This window comes from Hyphomicrobium sp. MC1 (assembly GCF_000253295.1).
Lineage (GTDB): Bacteria > Pseudomonadota > Alphaproteobacteria > Rhizobiales > Hyphomicrobiaceae > Hyphomicrobium_B.
Genome location: NC_015717.1, coordinates 1,001,803 through 1,018,638 on the forward strand (window position 1 = coordinate 1,001,803; position 16,836 = coordinate 1,018,638).

Genomic DNA, 16,836 nt, shown 5'->3' on the forward strand with positions numbered 1-16,836 from the left:
CTGCTTAAAGGGCACAAGCGGGACAAAGAGCCTTGAACCACGCGGGAAAAGGGGCGCCGACCCCAGAGTTCACGCAGTGCAGGCGGCCGTACATTACATCCGAAACGACGCAAATCCGTTAAACGGCCCCCCGCAATTGCGAGGATCAGGAGCTGATCGGAACTGTGATCGGGTCGATGGAGATGATGCCGTTCGACGAGCCGGAGCTGCCCTGCAGGATCTGGAGGACGGGAGAAGTCGAGGTCACGTCGGAATTGTTTATGTCATAAAGTGCTGAGAATTGTGCGATGAGCTTGGTCAGCTTTTTCGGGTCTTGAAGGTCTGCGAGGTTGAGCTTCTTGGTGATCATCGTGGCCTGGGTATCGATATCGGCATTCGACATATAGCTCGACAGGCCAAGGGCGGTCTGGGTGAACTGCAGAAGCGCTTTGTCGCCCAGGATCTGATAGGCTGACGTGATGGTCGGGGCCTTTTTCAGGAAATAAAGCGCGAGCTGTGCGCCAGTGCTTTGGTCGCCTGCTTGCGTTTCCATCGTCTGCTCGACGTAGCCGTCCTTGGTGGCGACGATCTGGCTGCGATCCTGGACCTGATTGATCGGCACGCTGAGCGTATTGCCGTCTGTCCCGAAATTGAAGGCGACGTCGAGAGCGCGATACTTCGCATTTTCAGGCTTGTTGATGTAGCTGCTCGGGTCGGTCGGATCGCTGGTCAGGATTTTGCGCAAATCCGTAGTGGTAAGATTCGCGTCCTTTAAATTGTAGGCATCGAGCGCGTAGTTGACTAGGCGCTGGTCCTTCAGGAAGTCGTCGACATTCGTGATCGAGCCGATCGTCGATGTGTAGTAATTGCTTTCGGCTGTAGCCAATGTCTGCTGCTGTGTGGCTGTCGCGCCGGAGGCGACCGAGCCACCGTTGTGGCTTGTGTATGCCGTTACCGTTGTCGCGAGATTGGTGTTGGTCTGGGCAACGTTGGCCGTTTTTGCATTGCCGTTGGCGTCGAAATTGAAATCCTGCGCCAGCTTGATGTAGGCGGCGTTGTGCGACTGGTTGGCAAAGCTGTGCGGATCGTTGGGATCGCTCGTCAGGATCTTGGTCAGCGTATATTTCGACGTCGTATCGGAATTGAGCCCGTAGGCGGCCATGATGAAAGAGTATGCGGTGCCGCTCAACAGATCGCTGACGGTCGTGATGCCTTCGACCGTGCTCTTATACGCGGTAATAGCGCGATCGTTCGAGGCCTGCAGGTTGTCATCGAAGGTGTTCGAATAAAGATTGACCACATTGTTGAGCTGATCTGTAGTTTGAATTGAGCCGTTGATGGAACCGTCGGCGTTGAAGTTGAAGGCCTGGGCGAGCTTTTTGTAGGCCTTGTTGGTTTGCTGATTGGCGATGCTGTTGGGATCGGAGAGATCGCTCGTCAGCACCTGCTTCAATAGTGTTCTGGATGTGAGGCTGGGGGTGAGGCCAAAGGCTGTCAGCGCAACATCGACGAGCGCGTTGTTGGCGAGGAAATCGTCAACATTGGACACCGTGCCGATGGTCGATTTGTAGTACTGCGATTTGTAGTTGGCGGCCTGCTGGCTGGCGTTCGTGCCAGTCGCGTTGAAATATTGATAGACGGTTGTGGCCGTGTTCGCTGCCGACTGGGCCGTGCCGTTGACGCTACCGTCGGTATTGAAATTGAAGGCTGCCGCCAGCGTCTTATAATTCGAATTGTTCAGCGTGTTCGCGACACTGTTGGGATCGGACAGATCGCTCGTTAGGACGGCACGAATCGTCGATTTCGAAATAAGATCTGGATCGATGCCATAGGATCTGACCGCGACGTCATACAGGCGCGGGTTTGCCATCAGCTGATCGACGGACGTGATGTTGCCGATGTTGGCTTGATAGTACGTCGCTTCGGTCTGGGCTGAGGTCGCTTTGTTGACCTGAGCCTGCGTGTAGAGATCAATCGTATCGTCTTCGTCGTTGGTATTCTGAGCGGTCACTGCCTGCTGAGCGACGGTGCCGTCGGTCGAGAATTGATAGGCCTTGGCGAAGGTGAGAAAGCGCGGATCGGTGAGCTTGTTGACGAAGCTACTGCTGTCGCTCAGGTCGCTGGTCAGCACCTTTTTCATGAAGGCTTTGGCGTAGGCCATGTCGCTCAGGCCGTATGCCGTCATCGCATACGAGAACAGGCGCTGATTGTTCAGGAAGTCATCGACGGACTTCACCTTGCCGATGTTGTCTTGATAATACTGCGCGGCGGTGGAAACGTCCGACTGAGAACTGATGCGGGCAAGCGTTTTGGAGAGGTCGGCCGCGTAGCTCTGATAGAGGAGATACGTTGAGGTCATCGCCGGCTTTCCCATTCCGTGGCTTACATCGAGGGGACTGTCGCCGAGGCAGCTTGCGTGGGCCTGCCCCTGCCGCGTTTCGATGCTTGATACAACTCGTGTAATGATACCCGCGCGGAATCCTCCGGCGATTCGGTTACGAGGGCGTTACGATCACAGACGTCCTTGGTCCGATCAGGCGGTTTTTCGAGCAGGGGGCTCTGCAACCACAAGACCGCGATACTCGGTGAGGGCGTCGGCCGCGAGTTCGTAGGCCAGGATGCGCTGCGGATTGACCGGGCCGGGAAAAATGATCTGGCCCATCGGCACGGGCTTGAAGCCGAAGCGGCCGTAATAGGGATGATCGCCGACGAGCACGATAAGGCGGGCGCCGCCGTTGCGCGCAGCTTCCAGCGCCGCCGCGATCAGCTTACTGCCGAGGCCTAGGCTGCGGTGTTCGTTGTCAACGGCGATCGGTCCGAGCAGGACCGCGCCCGTCTTGCCGCCAATGGCGATCTCGGTCGTGCGGATCGAGGCGATGATCGTCTTGCCGAGGCAGGCGACAAGGCAAAACCGCGACAGGTGCCCCTTGCCCTCGCGCACGCGATAGGCGGAGCGGGCGAAGCGTCCCGGACCGAATACGCGCGCATGCAACTTGGATATCTCGGCGATATCGTCGGGAAGCGCGGGGCGGATGGTCAGGGACGGGGACATGCGCGAACACAGAAAGCTGGAGGCCGAAGGAATGCAGCCGCGGCTTCTATCATACTTCCGGCGCCATGCGATCCTCGACGGAGCGGCGAATTCGCTCGGCCGTCTGAGCGCCCGTGTCCGGCGGAAGGGATTGGATCGGGAAAAAACCGACCTCGCGGGTGGTGAGCGCGGTTACACGCCGCCAATGGCGGACGAGATACACACCCGTCTGCTCATTTTTCCCCCTAGCATAGAAGAACGACAGATCCGGTTGGGCGTTAACCTCGATGCCGGCGACCTCGCGCAGGACGCGGCGGAGGGCCGTTTCAAGATTTTCGCTGTTATGAACCGATCCCACCGGCAATTCCCAGGTGCTGCCACTTTCGTTTTGGACCATAAGAGTGCGCCCCGCTTCGTCGATGACACAGGCTTCGACGGAGAGGTTCAGTCCACGCGCTACCCGCCAATACTTTTGAAAAACGCGGGCAATCCATCGACCGAGCAGCGGAATGTCTTCTCTCAACGGCAAACTCTCCTTCGGCAATGCCCGTCGCTGGACATTTCCCATCCGCAGGGTGATCTAGACGTGCGCTTCTCTATATATCGTTCCTGCCGCCAATGACCGAAGCTTTCACGCTCGCGCATTTTTCCGATGTGCACCTGCCGTCTACCGTGCGGGCAGCGTGGCCTTTTTGGAATGCAAAACGTCTGCTCGGGTACGCCAATTGGATGCGCAAGCGGCGGCGCGTTCACGTGCGTTCGGTCGTCGACAGACTAGTGGCGGACGCGAAAGCGTTGAGGCCCGATCATATCGCCATCACGGGCGACCTCATCAATCTGGGGTTGCCGGGAGAGTACGAGGCGGCGCTCGGTTGGCTGAGGACCGTCGGGGCGCCTCGGAACGTGACGGTCGTTCCCGGCAACCACGACATTTATTCGAGCCTGCATGGCCATGCCGGAATTGGGCGGTGGGCGCAGTATATGGGCGATGAAGACGACACGCTGGCATTTCCGTTCGTCCGCCGCGTCGGGCCGCTCGCGCTCGTCGGCTTGAACTCGGCCGTCGAGACACCGCCTTTTTATGCCGGCGGTAAGCTTGGTCGCCATCAACTCGAAATTGCCAGCGAGCTTCTCGATGCGCTTGGCCAAGAAGGCGTCATTCGCGTTGTGCTGATCCATCATCCGCCATTGCCGGATCTCGCGCCGACACGACGGGCATTGAGCGATGCGGCGCATCTTTCGCATTTGCTCGAACGCGGGAATGCTGAACTCGTGCTCTATGGACACAATCATCAGCCGCGGCTCGATTGGCTGCATTCGCGCGGCAAAGCCGTTCCGATCATCGGCGCAGCATCGGCGTCAGCGGCGATGGCGCATGGTGAAGAGCCGCCTGCGAACTACAATCTCTTCACGTTCTTTAAAAACGAAAAGGGATTGCGCATTCGTCATATCGTGCGCGGTATCGATGGGCCGGAAAGCGCGGTCAGGAAGATCAGCGAAACGGTGTTGAAGGCGCCGGCATAAATTTCAGGCAGCGCATTTCCGTGTCGCGGCCATATGCCACGCGCAAACGAAAGCAGCGTTGCGATGCCTCATCGTGACGCGTCTTCTCTCTATGCAGCGCACGTATGCTTGTGTTCTGAGCAAGTGTGACAGCGTGGCCGCCCATGCGATGGGCAGGAAAGACGTGCAGCGCGTGTGTTATATTTACGCGCTAGTGCATAATCTGGGTGAAAGCCTGTCGTTCTGACGCGGCGCCATTGACACAAGCTCGCCGCGAGCGGTCATGATATGAAGACGCGCTGGCTTTCATTTTTAGGTGGCCTGCGGGGAGCACTGCAATTTGCCTAAACCTGTCGAAATCAATCTCGCCCTTCAGGGCGGTGGAGCACACGGCGCCTTCACGTGGGGCGTTCTCGACCGTCTGTTGGAGGATGAAACGCTACAGTTCGGATGGATCAGCGCAACGAGTGCTGGTGCCGTCAATGCGGTAGCGCTTGCAGCCGGTCTGGCTGAAGGTTCTCGTGCCAAAGCGCGCGAGAAGCTCTACAAGATCTGGCATGCGATCCATCAAGCCGGTGTGCCGGATCTCACCCGTCTCAATCCGTTTCTGAACGGATTGGTTCGTCCGACGCAATTGACGACGCATCTCGCGACGATGCTGTCGCCATACGAATTCAATCCGCTGGGCTTCGATCCGCTCCGCCGGCTGATTACCGAGCATGTCGATTTCGATCTGATCCGCACGCGCTCGCCGGTCGAGCTGCTGATTGCTGCGACGCATGTTGCAACGGGCCGCGCACGTCTTTTCCGCGAAGATGAGATCACCGTCGACGCGGTATTGGCGTCCGCCTGTCTCCCGGTCATGCATCACGCCGTAGAAATCGAAGGCGCGGCCTATTGGGACGGCGGCTTTTCGGCCAATCCCGATATCGTGACGCTGGCGAGCGAAAGCCCGGTTCCCGATACGCTGCTGGTGATGGTGTCGCCGCGCGTGAATGAACATCTGCCCACGACGGCGCGCGATATTTCCAATCACGCCAACAGGCTGACATTCAATGCGCCGCTGTTGCGCGATATCGAAGTCGTGACGGCGGTGCGCGAAACGTCCGGGCCGCTCATGGCAAAGGGCCGTTTGGCGCCGATCTGCCGACATCGCTTTCATTTGATCGACGGTGGTCCGATCACGGGCACACTCAATCCCGAGACGACGATGCAGCCCGATTGGGATGTCATCACGTATCTGCACGGCGCCGGGCGCGACCATGCGGAGAAGTGGATGGACGTTGCTCGTTCTGCCGTCGGCCGGCTCGAAACCGTGGACCTCGCGAACTACTTCTTTCCACCAGTCGAAGATGGCGTGCAGTTCCGCACGGTTTCCACGCCGAAGCGGCACACCGGGCGTCGTGGCCTCGGCGGTGGCGTTAAACGCGCGAAGTAGCTTCGTCGGGCAAATCTCCCGGTCACAATCGTGGGATTTGCCTGCAACAAATCGGTCCCGCGGCGGTATTCCTTTCGGAATTCGAAGGAATACGAGCAATGATCAATCGCAGAACTCTCTTTGTGGCGTTGATGGCGGCGTTATTGCTGCCGTTGTTGCCGATTTCAATTGCTGAGGCCGCGCCGTTGCGCTTGGCTTTCCTCGGCGTGCGCATCCAAAACGACAACGAAGGCTTGGAGCCGACGACCGATGCAGAGCGCAAGCGGATGGCGGCGATCGGTAAGCAGTTCACCGATGCGCTGGCAACGTCCGGCGACTATAAAATCGTGCCGTTGACGGACGATATTCGCGCCGAGATCGCGCGCGGACAGTCCGTCGGGCATTGCGGTGGCTGCGAGGCCGATTACGGCAAGACATTGAAAGCCGATCGCGTCGCGTGGATCATGGTGCAGAAAGTTTCAAACCTGATCCTGAATATGAATGTCTATATCGCCGACGTGGCGACAGACAAATATACGTTCATCAAGAGTGTCGATATTCGCGGCAACACGGATGAATCGTGGTCACGCAGTCTGAAATACCTGCTCGACAATTACTTCTTTGAACGGAAGTCGTAGCGCAAGTGCCGCCGTCTTCGGTGCGGAACCTATAATTTTGCGTGGATGGCCGCCTTTCGCGGCCATTTCCTTTTTGGGGGAAGATGACAGCGACTGGGCCGCAGAGTCATCCGACGAGTTTGGCGTAGCCTTCAGCGATGGTTTCATCGAGCAGGCGTTTGTATTCCGCATAAGCTTTGTTCTTCGGCGTGACTTCGCCGAAGGTGTCACCGTCGAAGTTCTGGCGCTGGGAATACAGAATGGGCGTTGCGACCGGGATGAAGGTCGCGCGCTGTTTGTTCAGTGTCGTGATGATGCCGCGCATCTCTCCCGCGCGATCGAGCTGGGAGACGACGACCATGCGCATCGCGCCTTTCGTCAGCGAGACGAGGTGGATGAAGCTCGATGATGCCGGAATGTAGAGCCGGCCGCGATGGGCATACGGGGCGTCCGGCCGGTCACGCTCCTGGAAGAGCAGGCTCGGCCATTCCGGGTCCCAACTGATGTCGGTGCGATAGGCGACGATGGTATCGGGCAGCGAGAACGAGCGCCGAAGCGTCAGGTAGCTGCCGATGTAATGGTCGACGGCAGCTTGTGTGTAGGCGCCCATGTAGATCGGCGCGATGCCGCCGCCGTTGCGCGCAAATTCGAGCGGACCGCTGGCGCTTTCGACGGCGACCGTTTCGCCGTGCCAAGCGTCACGCAGGCCATGGAAATCGAGGCCGAGCACCATACAGACGTCAAACAGCGTCTGGTCGCGGACGGAACGGCCGCCGAGCAAATTTTGGATCGTCTTTTCGTGGCAGTCGGCGGCGTCGGCGAGTTCGGCTTGCGTGAGCTTTTTTTCGACCATCGCCGTCTTGATGCGGTCGAGCGCCTCGGAGCGAGTGGTGGCGGGCGCAATCTGGTCGGCGACTTTTTTCATGGCCCACGAGTTTCGATGCGTGGCGGCGGAACGCCGCCGTTGCCGGAAAATACCGATTTTTTCCGCCTGGAAGCAATCGGAATCGGAGGTCAATTCCCGGCTTCTTCCGGTTGCCGCTTACTGGGGCCTGACGGGCTCATGTTTCCGCTGTGCATTCGGCATTCTTCTCGCGTCGTCACCGCTGGGGTGACGCGGCGCGCCGCTTTAGCGCGCAACCCGAGGAGATGGGCACCATGTCGGACACGGTTACTTTAAAATTGGCGGCGGCGATTTCTATGGGCTCGCTGCTGGCGCTCGCCATCATGGCGGGCAGCGTTGGGCGAGCCGCGGCGCAGGAGTTCGATTGCCGGAACGCCGAATTCGCATCCGAGATGACCATCTGCGGCAGCGGCCGGCTATCGGCGCTCGATGAGCGGATGAACGAACTCTATCGGGATTTGAAGGCCGCTTACGGCACCCGCTACCAGCGCAACGGTCTCAAAGCCTATCAGCGGCAATTTCTCGATGCGCGTGACGCGTGTGGGCGCGATACGGAATGTATCAAAGGTGCGTATCTCGATCAGATCAGCGTGCTGGAGGCGCGCCTTGAGCAGGTTTACCGGCGCACCGAACGTTGATCGAGGTTTTCGACGACGTGGGGCGGATCCTGCCGGTCGACGACTTCGAGTTTCACGGCAGTCAGGCCCTTATCCGTCATCGAGAGGTCTTCGGCGGCTCTGCGAGACAAATCAATGACGCGGCCTGGTTTGAATGGGCCGCGGTCGTTGATGCGAACGATGACGCTTTGTCCGGTGTCGACCCGCGTAATGCGGACACGCGTTCCGAAGGGCAGCGTCCGGTGGGCGGCGGTAAGGGCGTTCGGATCGAACGCTTCGCCGGAAGCCGTCTTCTTGCCGGAGCCGTAATACGAAGCGATGCCCTTCATGGCATGGCTCTTAGCGGTGCCCTCGGTAATCGGACCGTGCAGGCCGAACGGCGGGGTAGCCACTGTGGCGGTGGCCTTGACGCGTTTGATCGCCGGCTTGTTCAGTGTGATCTTGGCTCGCCAGTGATCGAATTTGATGGCGGGCGGTTTCGGCGGATCAGGCTCGGGCTGGGTGTTCGTGGCCCAGACGCCGACGGATGCGGTGGCGGCCGATGTTGTGGCCGCCGACGTCGCGACGGCAGCGTTGCTTGCCGGCCCTGACAGAGCTTCTGAAAGCGATTGAGCCTGTGATAAGCCGCTTCCAGCGAAAACGGCTGAACTCACTAAAACGGCAACATAAGCCACACGAGTGCTTCGGCGCACGCACATTCCCCCCGGAACATCCCCGAATCACTGTGATTATGACGATTCTAATGGCGGAAAAACGTCGGGAGGCGCAGGTTATCCAACGCCTCCCGTCGTTTTAGTCAGAGCATAAGCGTCTTTAGTTCAAGACCTGCAACGAAACACGGGCCACGCCGGCACCGGTCATGTTGATGGCGCGGGCTGCGCCGCGCGACAGGTCGATGACGCGACCGCCGACAAACGGACCGCGATCGTTGATGGTGACAACGACGGACTGGCCGTTCGACTGGTTCGTGACGCGAACGCGCGTGCCAAATGGCAGCGTGCGGTGGGCGGCCGTCAGACCGTCCGGATTGAAGCGCGCGCCCGAAGCGGTTTGCTGGCCCTGCCAGTAGTACGACGCCATGCCGCCACCGCCGCCGCCAGAAGCATAGTGACGCTTACGCGACGAACCCTGTGCATAGTGCTTGCGAGATACGTTGCGGGCATACCGCGACTTAGAAGACTTGTGGTAGGACTTATACGACGACTTGCGATAGACGGCTTTCTTGTGAGAATGCCCGCAGACATAGGCTGCGCCTTCGCACTTCCAGGCCGCGTTTGCGGGCATGGCTGCCGCTGTGATCCCCGCCAACGTGAACGCGGCTACCGCGATAGTTGAACGCATAATGCACTCCTTCATCAGGAGCAGCAGTGGTTTCGGGTCGAATGGGCGGTTTCCCCCGCCCGTGATCCGCTTTCTTCAGCGATCACGGGTCAACCGCCTCGGTGGCGGCACCGTCCGTGTATGTTGGGAGAAAGTTGCCCCTGTATCGGAAACCCCGTGTGACCCGTTACTGAACTCCAGAACCCAGTTCGTACTGCTGCCCGTGCTTGTTGACTGGGGTTACCCCCGTCCTGGCAGCGGCCAACGAGCACCGACTGGCTCCCGCGGTCAACCCGTTGCTGCTAACACTTTTTAACCATAATTGGTAACTGTCGGAAATATATCATTTATTTTAACTGCATCTTTAGGTTGCGCGACGCCAGGTCGCAGAATTTAACAATCTTTCACGGAACAAAAATCTTAACAGGCCATTTGTCATATTTCGTTTACCAATCAAAAGCCTATCTCGATCGGCCTGGACGGACGCTCCGTATGCGCCGATTACCCGTTTTCGAAAATGCACTTTTAAATCTCGTCGCCGAGCTCTCGTCGGCTGCCGTGTCGTGAGACGTCCGCGCATGTTATTGGCCGTCCAAGCGCGAGAGATTAGCGCGATGAGATGGATCGAATGCGATGGCGGATGTCCGGCGACAGCAGCACGAACAGCCGGTGCCGACGCCATCATTCGCGGAGGCACGCGCGGTTTGGCTGCGTATTGGGCTGATGTCGTTTGGCGGTCCCGCCGGACAGATCGCTCTGATGCACAAGGTCCTCGTCGATCAGAAGCGATGGCTGGACGAGGGGACGTTCCTACTGGCGCTGAACTTCTGCACATTGCTGCCCGGTCCGGAGGCGATGCAACTCGCGACCTATGCAGGATGGCGGATGCATGGCGTGCGTGGCGGTCTGACGGCTGGGCTGCTGTTCGTTCTGCCGGGCGCCCTGCTGATCCTCGCGATCTCCATTCTCTATGGCAACTTCGGGCAGGTGCCGATCGTTGCCACCCTGTTCGAGGGGATCAAGGCGGCGGTGCTGGCGATAGTCGCCGAAGCGCTGTGGCGGATCGCACGGCGCGCGCTGACGAGCCGGACGGAATGGCTAGTCGCTACGGCATCGTTCATTGGGATCTTTCTGTTCAAGGTGCCGTTTCCGCTCATCGTGCTGGCGGCGGCGCTGGCGGGCTGGGGCCGGACACTGGTTTCCGGCGGCGGCAGTTCCGCATCAGCGACGGCGTCGAATTTGGTTGTGCCGATCGCATCCACGCTTAAGACGATCGGGCTTTGGCTGGCAGTTTGGCTCCTGCCGCTGCTGGCCGTGGCGCTGGTTTTCGGGTTCGATCATGTGCTGGCGCGGCTTGCCCTCTTTTTTTCGAAGCTGGCAGTCGTAACGTTTGGCGGGGCTTATGCCGTGCTCGCCTATATGGCTCAGGACGTCGTCGAAAAATACGGGTGGCTCAGGCCCGGCGAAATGCTGGACGGACTGGGTCTCGCCGAGACGACGCCGGGACCGCTGATCCTCGTTACCGAGTTCGTCGGCTATCTTGCGGCGGCAAGACATGGCGGCGGCCCAGCGTGGCTGTTCGGAGTGCTTGGCGCTTTTGTTACGCTGTGGGCGACGTTTGCGCCGTGCTTTCTCTATGTCTTCGCCGGTGCGCCGTATATCGAGTGGCTGAAAGCGGCGCCGAAGCTGAAAGCGGCCTTATCAATGATCACGGCGGCCGTCGTCGGCGTCATCTTCAATCTGTCGCTCTGGTTTGCGCTGCATGTGTTCTTCAGGGCGCAGGCGGAAGTGGGGTTCGGGCCGGCGCGGCTCGACGTGCCCTTACTGGCCAGCGTCGATGTCCGGGCTGTCGGATTGGCGGTTCTTGCCGCCGTGCTGCTGTTCGTTTTTCGCCTCGGAATCGTGACGACGCTCGGCGTTTCAGCCTTGGCATCGTTGCTGCTGGCTTGGGCGATGTGACGTCAGAGCCAACCCTTCTTCTTGAAATAGAGGAACGGGATCAGGCCCGAGATGAACATCAAGACGAGGGCCATCGGATACCCGAACGGGAAATCGAGCTCCGGCATGACTTTGAAATTCATGCCGTAGATCGAGGCGACGAGGGTCGGTGGCATCAGCATCACGGCCATGACCGAGAACAGCTTGATGATCTGGTTCTGCTCCGTCGAGATCATGCCAAGCGTCGCATCGAGCAGAAAGCTGGTGCGGGCCGAGAGAAAGCGCATGCTTTCCATCAGCGATAGGATGTCATGGTTGGCGGCTTCGATGCGACCGAGCACGCGCGTGTCGTCCTGGCGTTCGCGAGCGGCATTGGCGAAATAGAGCGACAGGCGGTGAAGCGACATGGCGCTTTCCTGCGCTCTCGCGGTGATGTCGCCTTCCTTGCCGACCGTCCTGAGTAAAACGTCCAGTCGCCGGTTGTGTGCGGCCTGTCCCTTTTGAGCGAAGACGAGTGGGGCGATGAGTTCGATTTCATCTTGCACGCGTTCGATCAGGTCGGCTTCGCGCTCGATCAGCATTTCGAGCAGGCCGATCATGACGCCCGCGCCAGTCACGCAATCGGCGTCACCTTTCGCGGCGCGGGTGACGTAAACCGGAAAGGCCTTCGGCTCGGCGTAGCGCACGGTGACGAGGCGGTTGCCGGACAAAATGAACGTGATGACCGACGTCATCGGCATATCCTGTGCGTTGTGATGCAGGATAATGCTCGTCATGTAGTAGGCGCCGTTCTCCGAGTAGAAGCGGTTCGACGCTTCGATCTCGCGCATTTCGGAGCGGGTCGGGATTTCGATGCCGAGAGCGTCCTCAATGCACTTGTCTTCGTTTTCGCCGGGATTAATCAGGTCGATCCACACGCTCGACGCAAGATCGCCCGGCTCTGTGCGCTTGATCAATTTGCTGCCGAGGGCGTCATAGACCGTTATCATTGATTTCAACCTTGCTGTGAAATGCGTGCGGCGTGGATGCTAGAACGCCGTCGATAGGCCTCAAGTTCGGGGCGCAGCCATTCCACGGCGTCCCAGAGCCGAACAAGCCCGCCGAACGGCCGAGCTTGTTCCAGCCGTCGGCGTTTCGGGCTTTGCTCGGCGGTCGCGAGTCCGATATGACGAATGCATCTTTAATTGGAGCGGCTTCCATGTCTCCGCGATTGATGATCGTTGCTGGTGTGGCCGGAATTCTATTTTGCGGATTGGCGACGTCGGCCGGCGCCGGAGGAATTCAGTGCAAGAACGGCTTTCAGCTGGTGCAGGGCTCTTGGCTTTCCACGCCCTACTGCCAGGACGCACTGGTTGCCCAGGTAGCCCATGAATATGGGTTTAAGGCGACAGCGGCGGAGGTTCGAAACAACCCGATGTTCAAGCAGCGTCTTTGCCGTTTCATCGGCCAGGATATCCGGATCAAAGAGACCTGCAGCGAGGTCACGCCGGTGCCGGGGCGCGGATTTTACTGACGCCGCTATCGTAGGCCGCCAGGCATAAAAAAGGTGATGATCGCTTGGTACGATCATCACCGGGATGGCGTCGAAAAAACGTCAGATCTCAGCCGAGATCTGGCGTCACTTCGCTGATGTCCTTGGCGCGGCGGACGCTGCCGTCGAACTGGGCGCCTTCGTCGATCGAGAGTGTCTGCTTGATGATGTCGCCGTCAACGCGCGAGGTGGCGTTGAGGTTCACGGACGAGCCCTTGAGGGCGCCGCTGACTTCGCCCTGCACCGTGATGGTGCGTGCCGTGATGGTGCCGGCGACGCTGCCCGTTTCACCGACGGTGACAGCTTCGCCATGAACATCGCCCTGGATGTGCCCGGCGATGAGCAGCGAGCCCTTCGTCTTGATCACGAGCTGCTGGCCCGAGATGGTGATGTCCTGTCCGAGGACCGATGTCGGCGCGTCGATGGCGTGGGTGTGTGAGTGACTGGCGGTCTGCTGGATCGGCGAGCCGAAAAGCGGCGGTGCCGGGGTCTTGGGTGCCATCGATGGGATCGATGAAGCGTGTGGCGTGAGTGTCTTGGCTGGCTCTGCGACGCGTGGTTCCGGCGTCGCTACGCGGTTGAACATCGGTCTACCCCCAAACAAAAAAGAACTGCTGTCGCCCTTCCCGCTGAGGCACAGCATCACGCTAGTTAGGGTACATTATGTCCAAGTCGGCACTGGCGCTAGGATTGTTTCGCCGCGGCGCAGAATTCGGCGGGCCGGGGCAGCAATCGTTAAGACGCTTGATCAAAAGAGAAACGGGCCATCGCGTTTGGCGAGGCCCGCTTTGGATTTCCCATAGTGAATTCGTGTCGATCAATCCCAGTAATTCACGAACGGCGCGACGACGTGCGTTCTGCCGTGGCGATCGCTGTAGACGTGTGCGAACGGTGCATCGACGACTGTCCGGCGTCCGCTTTCCACGCGCGTGAAGGGCGCATGCACAACATTACGGCCCCGGTGATAGTGACGGTGATAAATAGGGCGGCCATTCCGGTCGTACCGGTCATGGACCTTGATTAGGTTGGACGGCGCAGCGGGTGCGCCGGGCTTTGTAGCCGGGAAGGCGTTGGCTGTTACGGAGACCGCCAGCATCGAAGCCAGCGCTGCCGTGACTGCGATGAGGGGACGGGAAAATGCCGTCATGACAATACTCTTCTCGTTTCTGTTGCTACGCTTTCAAAACTGACGAAGTGAGCTTTTGGTTCGCATTTTTCCATGCGGCAATTGGCTGAACGGCTGCCTCTTTTGCTCGGCGCGATCCAATCCCTGACGCCTTAATGCGACGTACCCTGCAGAATCTGCGGGTCTGGGCTTCCGACAGCGCGGGAGTCTGCTAGATTCGTTAACAAAAAGGGGAGGTCGTCATGGTCATTCACCGAGTGGGGCTCGCCATTATCTTAACGGCGCTTCTCGGGCATGGCCCGGCGTCGGCGGCAGATGAAGCGGCGTGTCCGCGTCCGGGTACGCTTGGCGTTTCCCGCACCGTCGAGATCGATACGACCGGCGGGCCGGGCTTCGGAATGGAGCACTACAAGGCGTACGACTTCCTACAGGACAAGGAAGTCGTCCTGACATTCGACGATGGTCCGCAAAAGTACACGACCGAAGCGGTCCTCAAGGCGCTGAATGACGAATGCGTCAAGGCGACGTTCTTCTCGATCGGGAAAATGGCGCTGGGCTATCCGGAGATCATTCGCGAGGTGGCGAAGGCCGGACATACGGTCGGAACACACACGTGGAGCCACAAGGCGATTGCCAAGCTCAAGACCTTCGATGCGGGCAAGGATGAGATCGAGCGCGGCGTCAGCGCAGTGCACCGCGCGGTCGGTGGTCCCATAGCACCCTTCTTCCGGTTTCCAACGCTCGTCGATACGCAGGAGGCCGTCGCATATCTCGGCAAGCGCAACATCGCGATCTTTTCGACCGACATCGACAGCGTCGACTACAAGCCGCAAACGGCTGATCATCTCGTCAAGTCGCTGATGCAGAAGCTCGACAAGAGGGGCAAGGGCATCCTCTTGATGCATGATATTCATAAAACGACCGCGAAGGCCGTGCCGATGTTGCTCGCGCAGCTCAAGGCCAAGGGCTACAAGATCGTCCACATGACGGCGAAGTTTCCGGTGACGACGGTGGCGGAATACGATCAAGCCATCGAGAAGGAAGCGAAAGGCTTGCCGCAAGTCGGCGCCGAGAAGCCGCTTTCGAGCATCGTCAAGACAGTCGGAGGAACACCGCCGCCAAGCGAAGCGCCATCTTCATCGGAAAACGGCGAGCCAGAGGGGCTGCCGGCGCCGCCGTCACCTGAAGCCGCGTCGTCCGCTCCGGCTGCTGCGCCGCTTCCGGCTTTTCCGGCGACGCCGCCCGCTCCACAATCCGTTCCTGAAGCGGCGCCCGCTCCGGGAAAGCAATCTTCTGCGGCCCCCGTGCCTCAGGAGATCAAATCTCCGGTGGCGACTGTGTCGGAGACAGGCGACGGCGCGGCAAAGCCCGTGAGCGTTGTCGCGGCGGCCGAGACCGCGCCTGTGAAGACGGTTTCGGGGACAGCGCATATCGATGAGCCAAAGAAGGTCGACGCGCTTGAGCCCGCGCATCCGGGCGAGCCACCAAAATCGATATCCGAGAAGCTGAAAGAGACGTGGCAGTTCTGGTTCGGCGAATAGTGCCGACAAAAATGAAATGGGTGGCAGGGTCTGCCACCCATTTCATTTTGGACGCCCTGTAAGGCCCCCCCGGGCCCGCCGCAAACCAAGCTTTCTGCCCGAGCGCACAACAGCGCGACGGCAAGTTCTTGGGCGTTCACCACGGTCTGACGCTGATAATCAGAGACGTAGCGTTTCCGGCATCATGTGGGCTTGGTCCCCCAATCGACCCCCCGATCGACTGCCCACGAGAAGGACGCTATTGGACCTTGACGGGGGCTTCCACAGAAAACGAATCAGTTTTGCTCGAATCCAAAATCGTGTGGCGTATTGGATACAACAAAATGAATATTCAGTACTCAGACTATAGTCTTGTGGATAGCTGCTTTCGGAGGGAACTACGCAAAGAGAAGGGCCGCTCGTGAGAGCGGCCCCGTGAGATCATCGTCTGAAAGCGGAGTTGCAATGTCTGCCGCTTAAGGTGTCAGGCGCACTCCAGGAGAGTTCCGTGTGCAAGCCCGAGCGACCTCGACATCGACCGCCTCAAGATCCCACTCGACATCGGATCACCTCCTCTCTGTTGTTGAAAGATGAGATAAGCTGACACTGTTCGCGCGCTTTGAAAAGCCTTTGTTTATGACGCTTTGTTAAGTCTGGTTCGCATCATTTGTTGAGGCAACTCGGATAGGGCGGTTTCTCGTCCGGTTTGATTGCGCAGAGGCGGATCGGTGCGAGCTTCGCCAGCCGGTCTTTCCATTTGCTCTCGTCGATCGTTAGGTTCTCGGCATTCGCGGCCGTGCGCTCGGCCCATTGCACCGTGTAAACGGCGGACGCGGATTTGATCGCAACGACGAGGGCTGTTTCGCTGTCGTCGCCGCCGCTCGCATCGATCTTGCCGCAACTCGCGACGGCGACGAATGCGTCTTCGCCGCTGATCTCGGTCTGGCCGAGCGGCTTTACCGAGAATGTTTTCGGGCAGGCCTTCTGAAATCCGGCCGCGATCTGCGCCGCGAAGTATTGTGCGGAGAGGTCGGGATGTGTGGGTGCGGCTTTCGCGCCGGTCACAGTGATCATCTGCGACCACTTCTCGGCTGTCTCGCCTTTCAGCACGGCTTCGCGAATATAGTTGTCGGCGGTCGGCTGCTCATAAACGGTGGTGAAGTCTGCGGGCAGCGTGAACATCACGAGCTTCCCAAAGATCGGGGAAATGACGATCGGCGCGGATGGGCTGCTTGGTGGCTTGGCCGTATCGTCGGCGATAGCATATCCCGGCAAAGTGCAGATCAGGGCGAGCAGAAACATCGAACTTCGCATGCAGCACATCCTTGATGGT

The 16,836-nt window shown here is 59.3% G+C and carries 17 protein-coding genes; 7 read left to right on the forward strand and 10 right to left on the reverse strand.

The features are described 5' to 3' along the window. Positions 1-145: 145 nt before the first annotated feature. From HYPMC_RS04785 to HYPMC_RS04795, 3 genes are all read right to left on the reverse strand, one after another. On the reverse strand, positions 146-2,338 hold the full coding sequence (locus HYPMC_RS04785) for a DUF1217 domain-containing protein (RefSeq protein ID WP_024275522.1): 2,193 nt from the start codon (positions 2,336-2,338) through the stop codon (positions 146-148). Between the two features lie 174 nt (positions 2,339-2,512). After that, complete coding sequence (locus HYPMC_RS04790; protein ID WP_013946678.1) at positions 2,513-3,031, reverse strand: GNAT family N-acetyltransferase; 519 nt, start codon at positions 3,029-3,031, stop codon at positions 2,513-2,515. 49 nt (positions 3,032-3,080) lie between these two features. After that, complete coding sequence (locus HYPMC_RS04795) at positions 3,081-3,533, reverse strand: NUDIX domain-containing protein (RefSeq protein WP_013946679.1); 453 nt, start codon at positions 3,531-3,533, stop codon at positions 3,081-3,083. 95 nt (positions 3,534-3,628) lie between these two features. Between HYPMC_RS04795 and HYPMC_RS04800 the strand changes: the two genes are divergently transcribed. From HYPMC_RS04800 to HYPMC_RS04810, 3 genes are all read left to right on the forward strand, one after another. Beyond that, positions 3,629-4,534 (forward strand): metallophosphoesterase, encoded by a 906-nt coding sequence (locus tag HYPMC_RS04800; RefSeq protein WP_013946680.1) that lies wholly within the window; start codon positions 3,629-3,631, stop codon positions 4,532-4,534. Between the two features lie 319 nt (positions 4,535-4,853). Next, on the forward strand, positions 4,854-5,951 hold the full coding sequence (locus HYPMC_RS04805) for a patatin-like phospholipase family protein (protein WP_013946682.1): 1,098 nt from the start codon (positions 4,854-4,856) through the stop codon (positions 5,949-5,951). A 98-nt stretch (positions 5,952-6,049) separates the two neighbouring features. Then, a complete protein-coding gene (locus HYPMC_RS04810; RefSeq protein ID WP_013946683.1) occupies positions 6,050-6,568 on the forward strand; it encodes a DUF3280 domain-containing protein in 519 nt (172 codons plus the stop codon). A gap of 106 nt (positions 6,569-6,674) precedes the next feature. Here the strand turns inward: HYPMC_RS04810 and HYPMC_RS04815 are convergent, their stop codons facing one another. Then, complete coding sequence (locus tag HYPMC_RS04815; protein WP_013946684.1) at positions 6,675-7,472, reverse strand: helix-turn-helix transcriptional regulator; 798 nt, start codon at positions 7,470-7,472, stop codon at positions 6,675-6,677. Between the two features lie 233 nt (positions 7,473-7,705). On the opposite strand from HYPMC_RS04815, the gene HYPMC_RS04820 reads away from it, so the two are divergent. Continuing rightward, positions 7,706-8,089 carry a lysozyme inhibitor LprI family protein gene (locus HYPMC_RS04820; RefSeq protein ID WP_013946685.1) on the forward strand — a complete coding sequence of 128 codons (384 nt, stop codon included), beginning with the start codon at positions 7,706-7,708 and terminating at the stop codon, positions 8,087-8,089. On the opposite strand, the gene HYPMC_RS23095 is transcribed toward HYPMC_RS04820, so the two are convergent. After that, entirely contained in the window at positions 8,068-8,742 is a 675-nt protein-coding gene (locus tag HYPMC_RS23095; protein ID WP_244420980.1) for a septal ring lytic transglycosylase RlpA family protein, read from the reverse strand. The genes HYPMC_RS04820 and HYPMC_RS23095 overlap by 22 nt on opposite strands. A 139-nt stretch (positions 8,743-8,881) precedes the next feature. Continuing rightward, on the reverse strand, positions 8,882-9,409 hold the full coding sequence (locus HYPMC_RS04830) for a septal ring lytic transglycosylase RlpA family protein (RefSeq protein ID WP_013946687.1): 528 nt from the start codon (positions 9,407-9,409) through the stop codon (positions 8,882-8,884). 612 nt (positions 9,410-10,021) lie between these two features. Between HYPMC_RS04830 and chrA the strand changes: the two genes are divergently transcribed. Next, positions 10,022-11,347, forward strand: coding sequence for a chromate efflux transporter (chrA, locus tag HYPMC_RS04835; protein ID WP_013946689.1), 1,326 nt, complete (start codon positions 10,022-10,024; stop codon positions 11,345-11,347). Between the two features lie 2 nt (positions 11,348-11,349). Here the strand turns inward: chrA and HYPMC_RS04840 are convergent, their stop codons facing one another. Then, positions 11,350-12,315: a magnesium transporter CorA family protein gene (locus HYPMC_RS04840; RefSeq protein ID WP_013946690.1), complete on the reverse strand. Its 966-nt coding sequence runs from the start codon at positions 12,313-12,315 to the stop codon at positions 11,350-11,352. A 209-nt stretch (positions 12,316-12,524) separates the two neighbouring features. Here HYPMC_RS04840 and HYPMC_RS04845 point away from each other — a divergent pair, with 209 nt between their 5' ends. After that, on the forward strand, positions 12,525-12,839 hold the full coding sequence (locus tag HYPMC_RS04845; protein ID WP_013946692.1) for a hypothetical protein: 315 nt from the start codon (positions 12,525-12,527) through the stop codon (positions 12,837-12,839). An 88-nt stretch (positions 12,840-12,927) separates the two neighbouring features. Here the strand turns inward: HYPMC_RS04845 and HYPMC_RS04850 are convergent, their stop codons facing one another. Then, the gene (locus HYPMC_RS04850; protein WP_013946693.1) at positions 12,928-13,443 is read right to left on the reverse strand and encodes a polymer-forming cytoskeletal protein; all 516 of its coding nucleotides are present in this window, start codon (positions 13,441-13,443) and stop codon (positions 12,928-12,930) included. Between the two features lie 231 nt (positions 13,444-13,674). Beyond that, positions 13,675-14,004, reverse strand: coding sequence for a hypothetical protein (locus tag HYPMC_RS04855; protein WP_013946695.1), 330 nt, complete (start codon positions 14,002-14,004; stop codon positions 13,675-13,677). A gap of 221 nt (positions 14,005-14,225) precedes the next feature. Between HYPMC_RS04855 and HYPMC_RS04860 the strand changes: the two genes are divergently transcribed. Beyond that, the gene (locus tag HYPMC_RS04860; protein WP_013946696.1) at positions 14,226-15,524 is read left to right on the forward strand and encodes a polysaccharide deacetylase family protein; all 1,299 of its coding nucleotides are present in this window, start codon (positions 14,226-14,228) and stop codon (positions 15,522-15,524) included. Between the two features lie 642 nt (positions 15,525-16,166). On the opposite strand, the gene HYPMC_RS04865 is transcribed toward HYPMC_RS04860, so the two are convergent. Continuing rightward, positions 16,167-16,817 carry a hypothetical protein gene (locus HYPMC_RS04865; RefSeq protein WP_013946697.1) on the reverse strand — a complete coding sequence of 217 codons (651 nt, stop codon included), beginning with the start codon at positions 16,815-16,817 and terminating at the stop codon, positions 16,167-16,169. Positions 16,818-16,836: the final 19 nt, after the last annotated feature.

Bases quoted from the DNA above. Each gene is read 5' to 3' on its own strand.
- HYPMC_RS04850 (WP_013946693.1), bottom strand. From the start codon at position 13,443: ATGTTCAACCGCGTAGCGACGCCGGAACCACGCGTCGCAGAGCCAGCC.
- HYPMC_RS04860 (WP_013946696.1), top strand. From the start codon at position 14,226: ATGGTCATTCACCGAGTGGGGCTCGCCATTATCTTAACGGCGCTTCTC.
- HYPMC_RS04865 (WP_013946697.1), bottom strand. From the start codon at position 16,817: ATGCGAAGTTCGATGTTTCTGCTCGCCCTGATCTGCACTTTGCCGGGA.
- HYPMC_RS04815 (WP_013946684.1), bottom strand. From the start codon at position 7,472: ATGAAAAAAGTCGCCGACCAGATTGCGCCCGCCACCACTCGCTCCGAG.
- chrA (WP_013946689.1), top strand. From the start codon at position 10,022: ATGGCGGATGTCCGGCGACAGCAGCACGAACAGCCGGTGCCGACGCCA.
- HYPMC_RS04820 (WP_013946685.1), top strand. From the start codon at position 7,706: ATGTCGGACACGGTTACTTTAAAATTGGCGGCGGCGATTTCTATGGGC.
- HYPMC_RS04845 (WP_013946692.1), top strand. From the start codon at position 12,525: ATGTCTCCGCGATTGATGATCGTTGCTGGTGTGGCCGGAATTCTATTT.
- HYPMC_RS04785 (WP_024275522.1), bottom strand. From the start codon at position 2,338: ATGACCTCAACGTATCTCCTCTATCAGAGCTACGCGGCCGACCTCTCC.
- HYPMC_RS04830 (WP_013946687.1), bottom strand. From the start codon at position 9,409: ATGCGTTCAACTATCGCGGTAGCCGCGTTCACGTTGGCGGGGATCACA.
- HYPMC_RS04790 (WP_013946678.1), bottom strand. From the start codon at position 3,031: ATGTCCCCGTCCCTGACCATCCGCCCCGCGCTTCCCGACGATATCGCC.
- HYPMC_RS04840 (WP_013946690.1), bottom strand. From the start codon at position 12,315: ATGATAACGGTCTATGACGCCCTCGGCAGCAAATTGATCAAGCGCACA.
- HYPMC_RS04855 (WP_013946695.1), bottom strand. From the start codon at position 14,004: ATGACGGCATTTTCCCGTCCCCTCATCGCAGTCACGGCAGCGCTGGCT.
- HYPMC_RS04800 (WP_013946680.1), top strand. From the start codon at position 3,629: ATGACCGAAGCTTTCACGCTCGCGCATTTTTCCGATGTGCACCTGCCG.
- HYPMC_RS04810 (WP_013946683.1), top strand. From the start codon at position 6,050: ATGATCAATCGCAGAACTCTCTTTGTGGCGTTGATGGCGGCGTTATTG.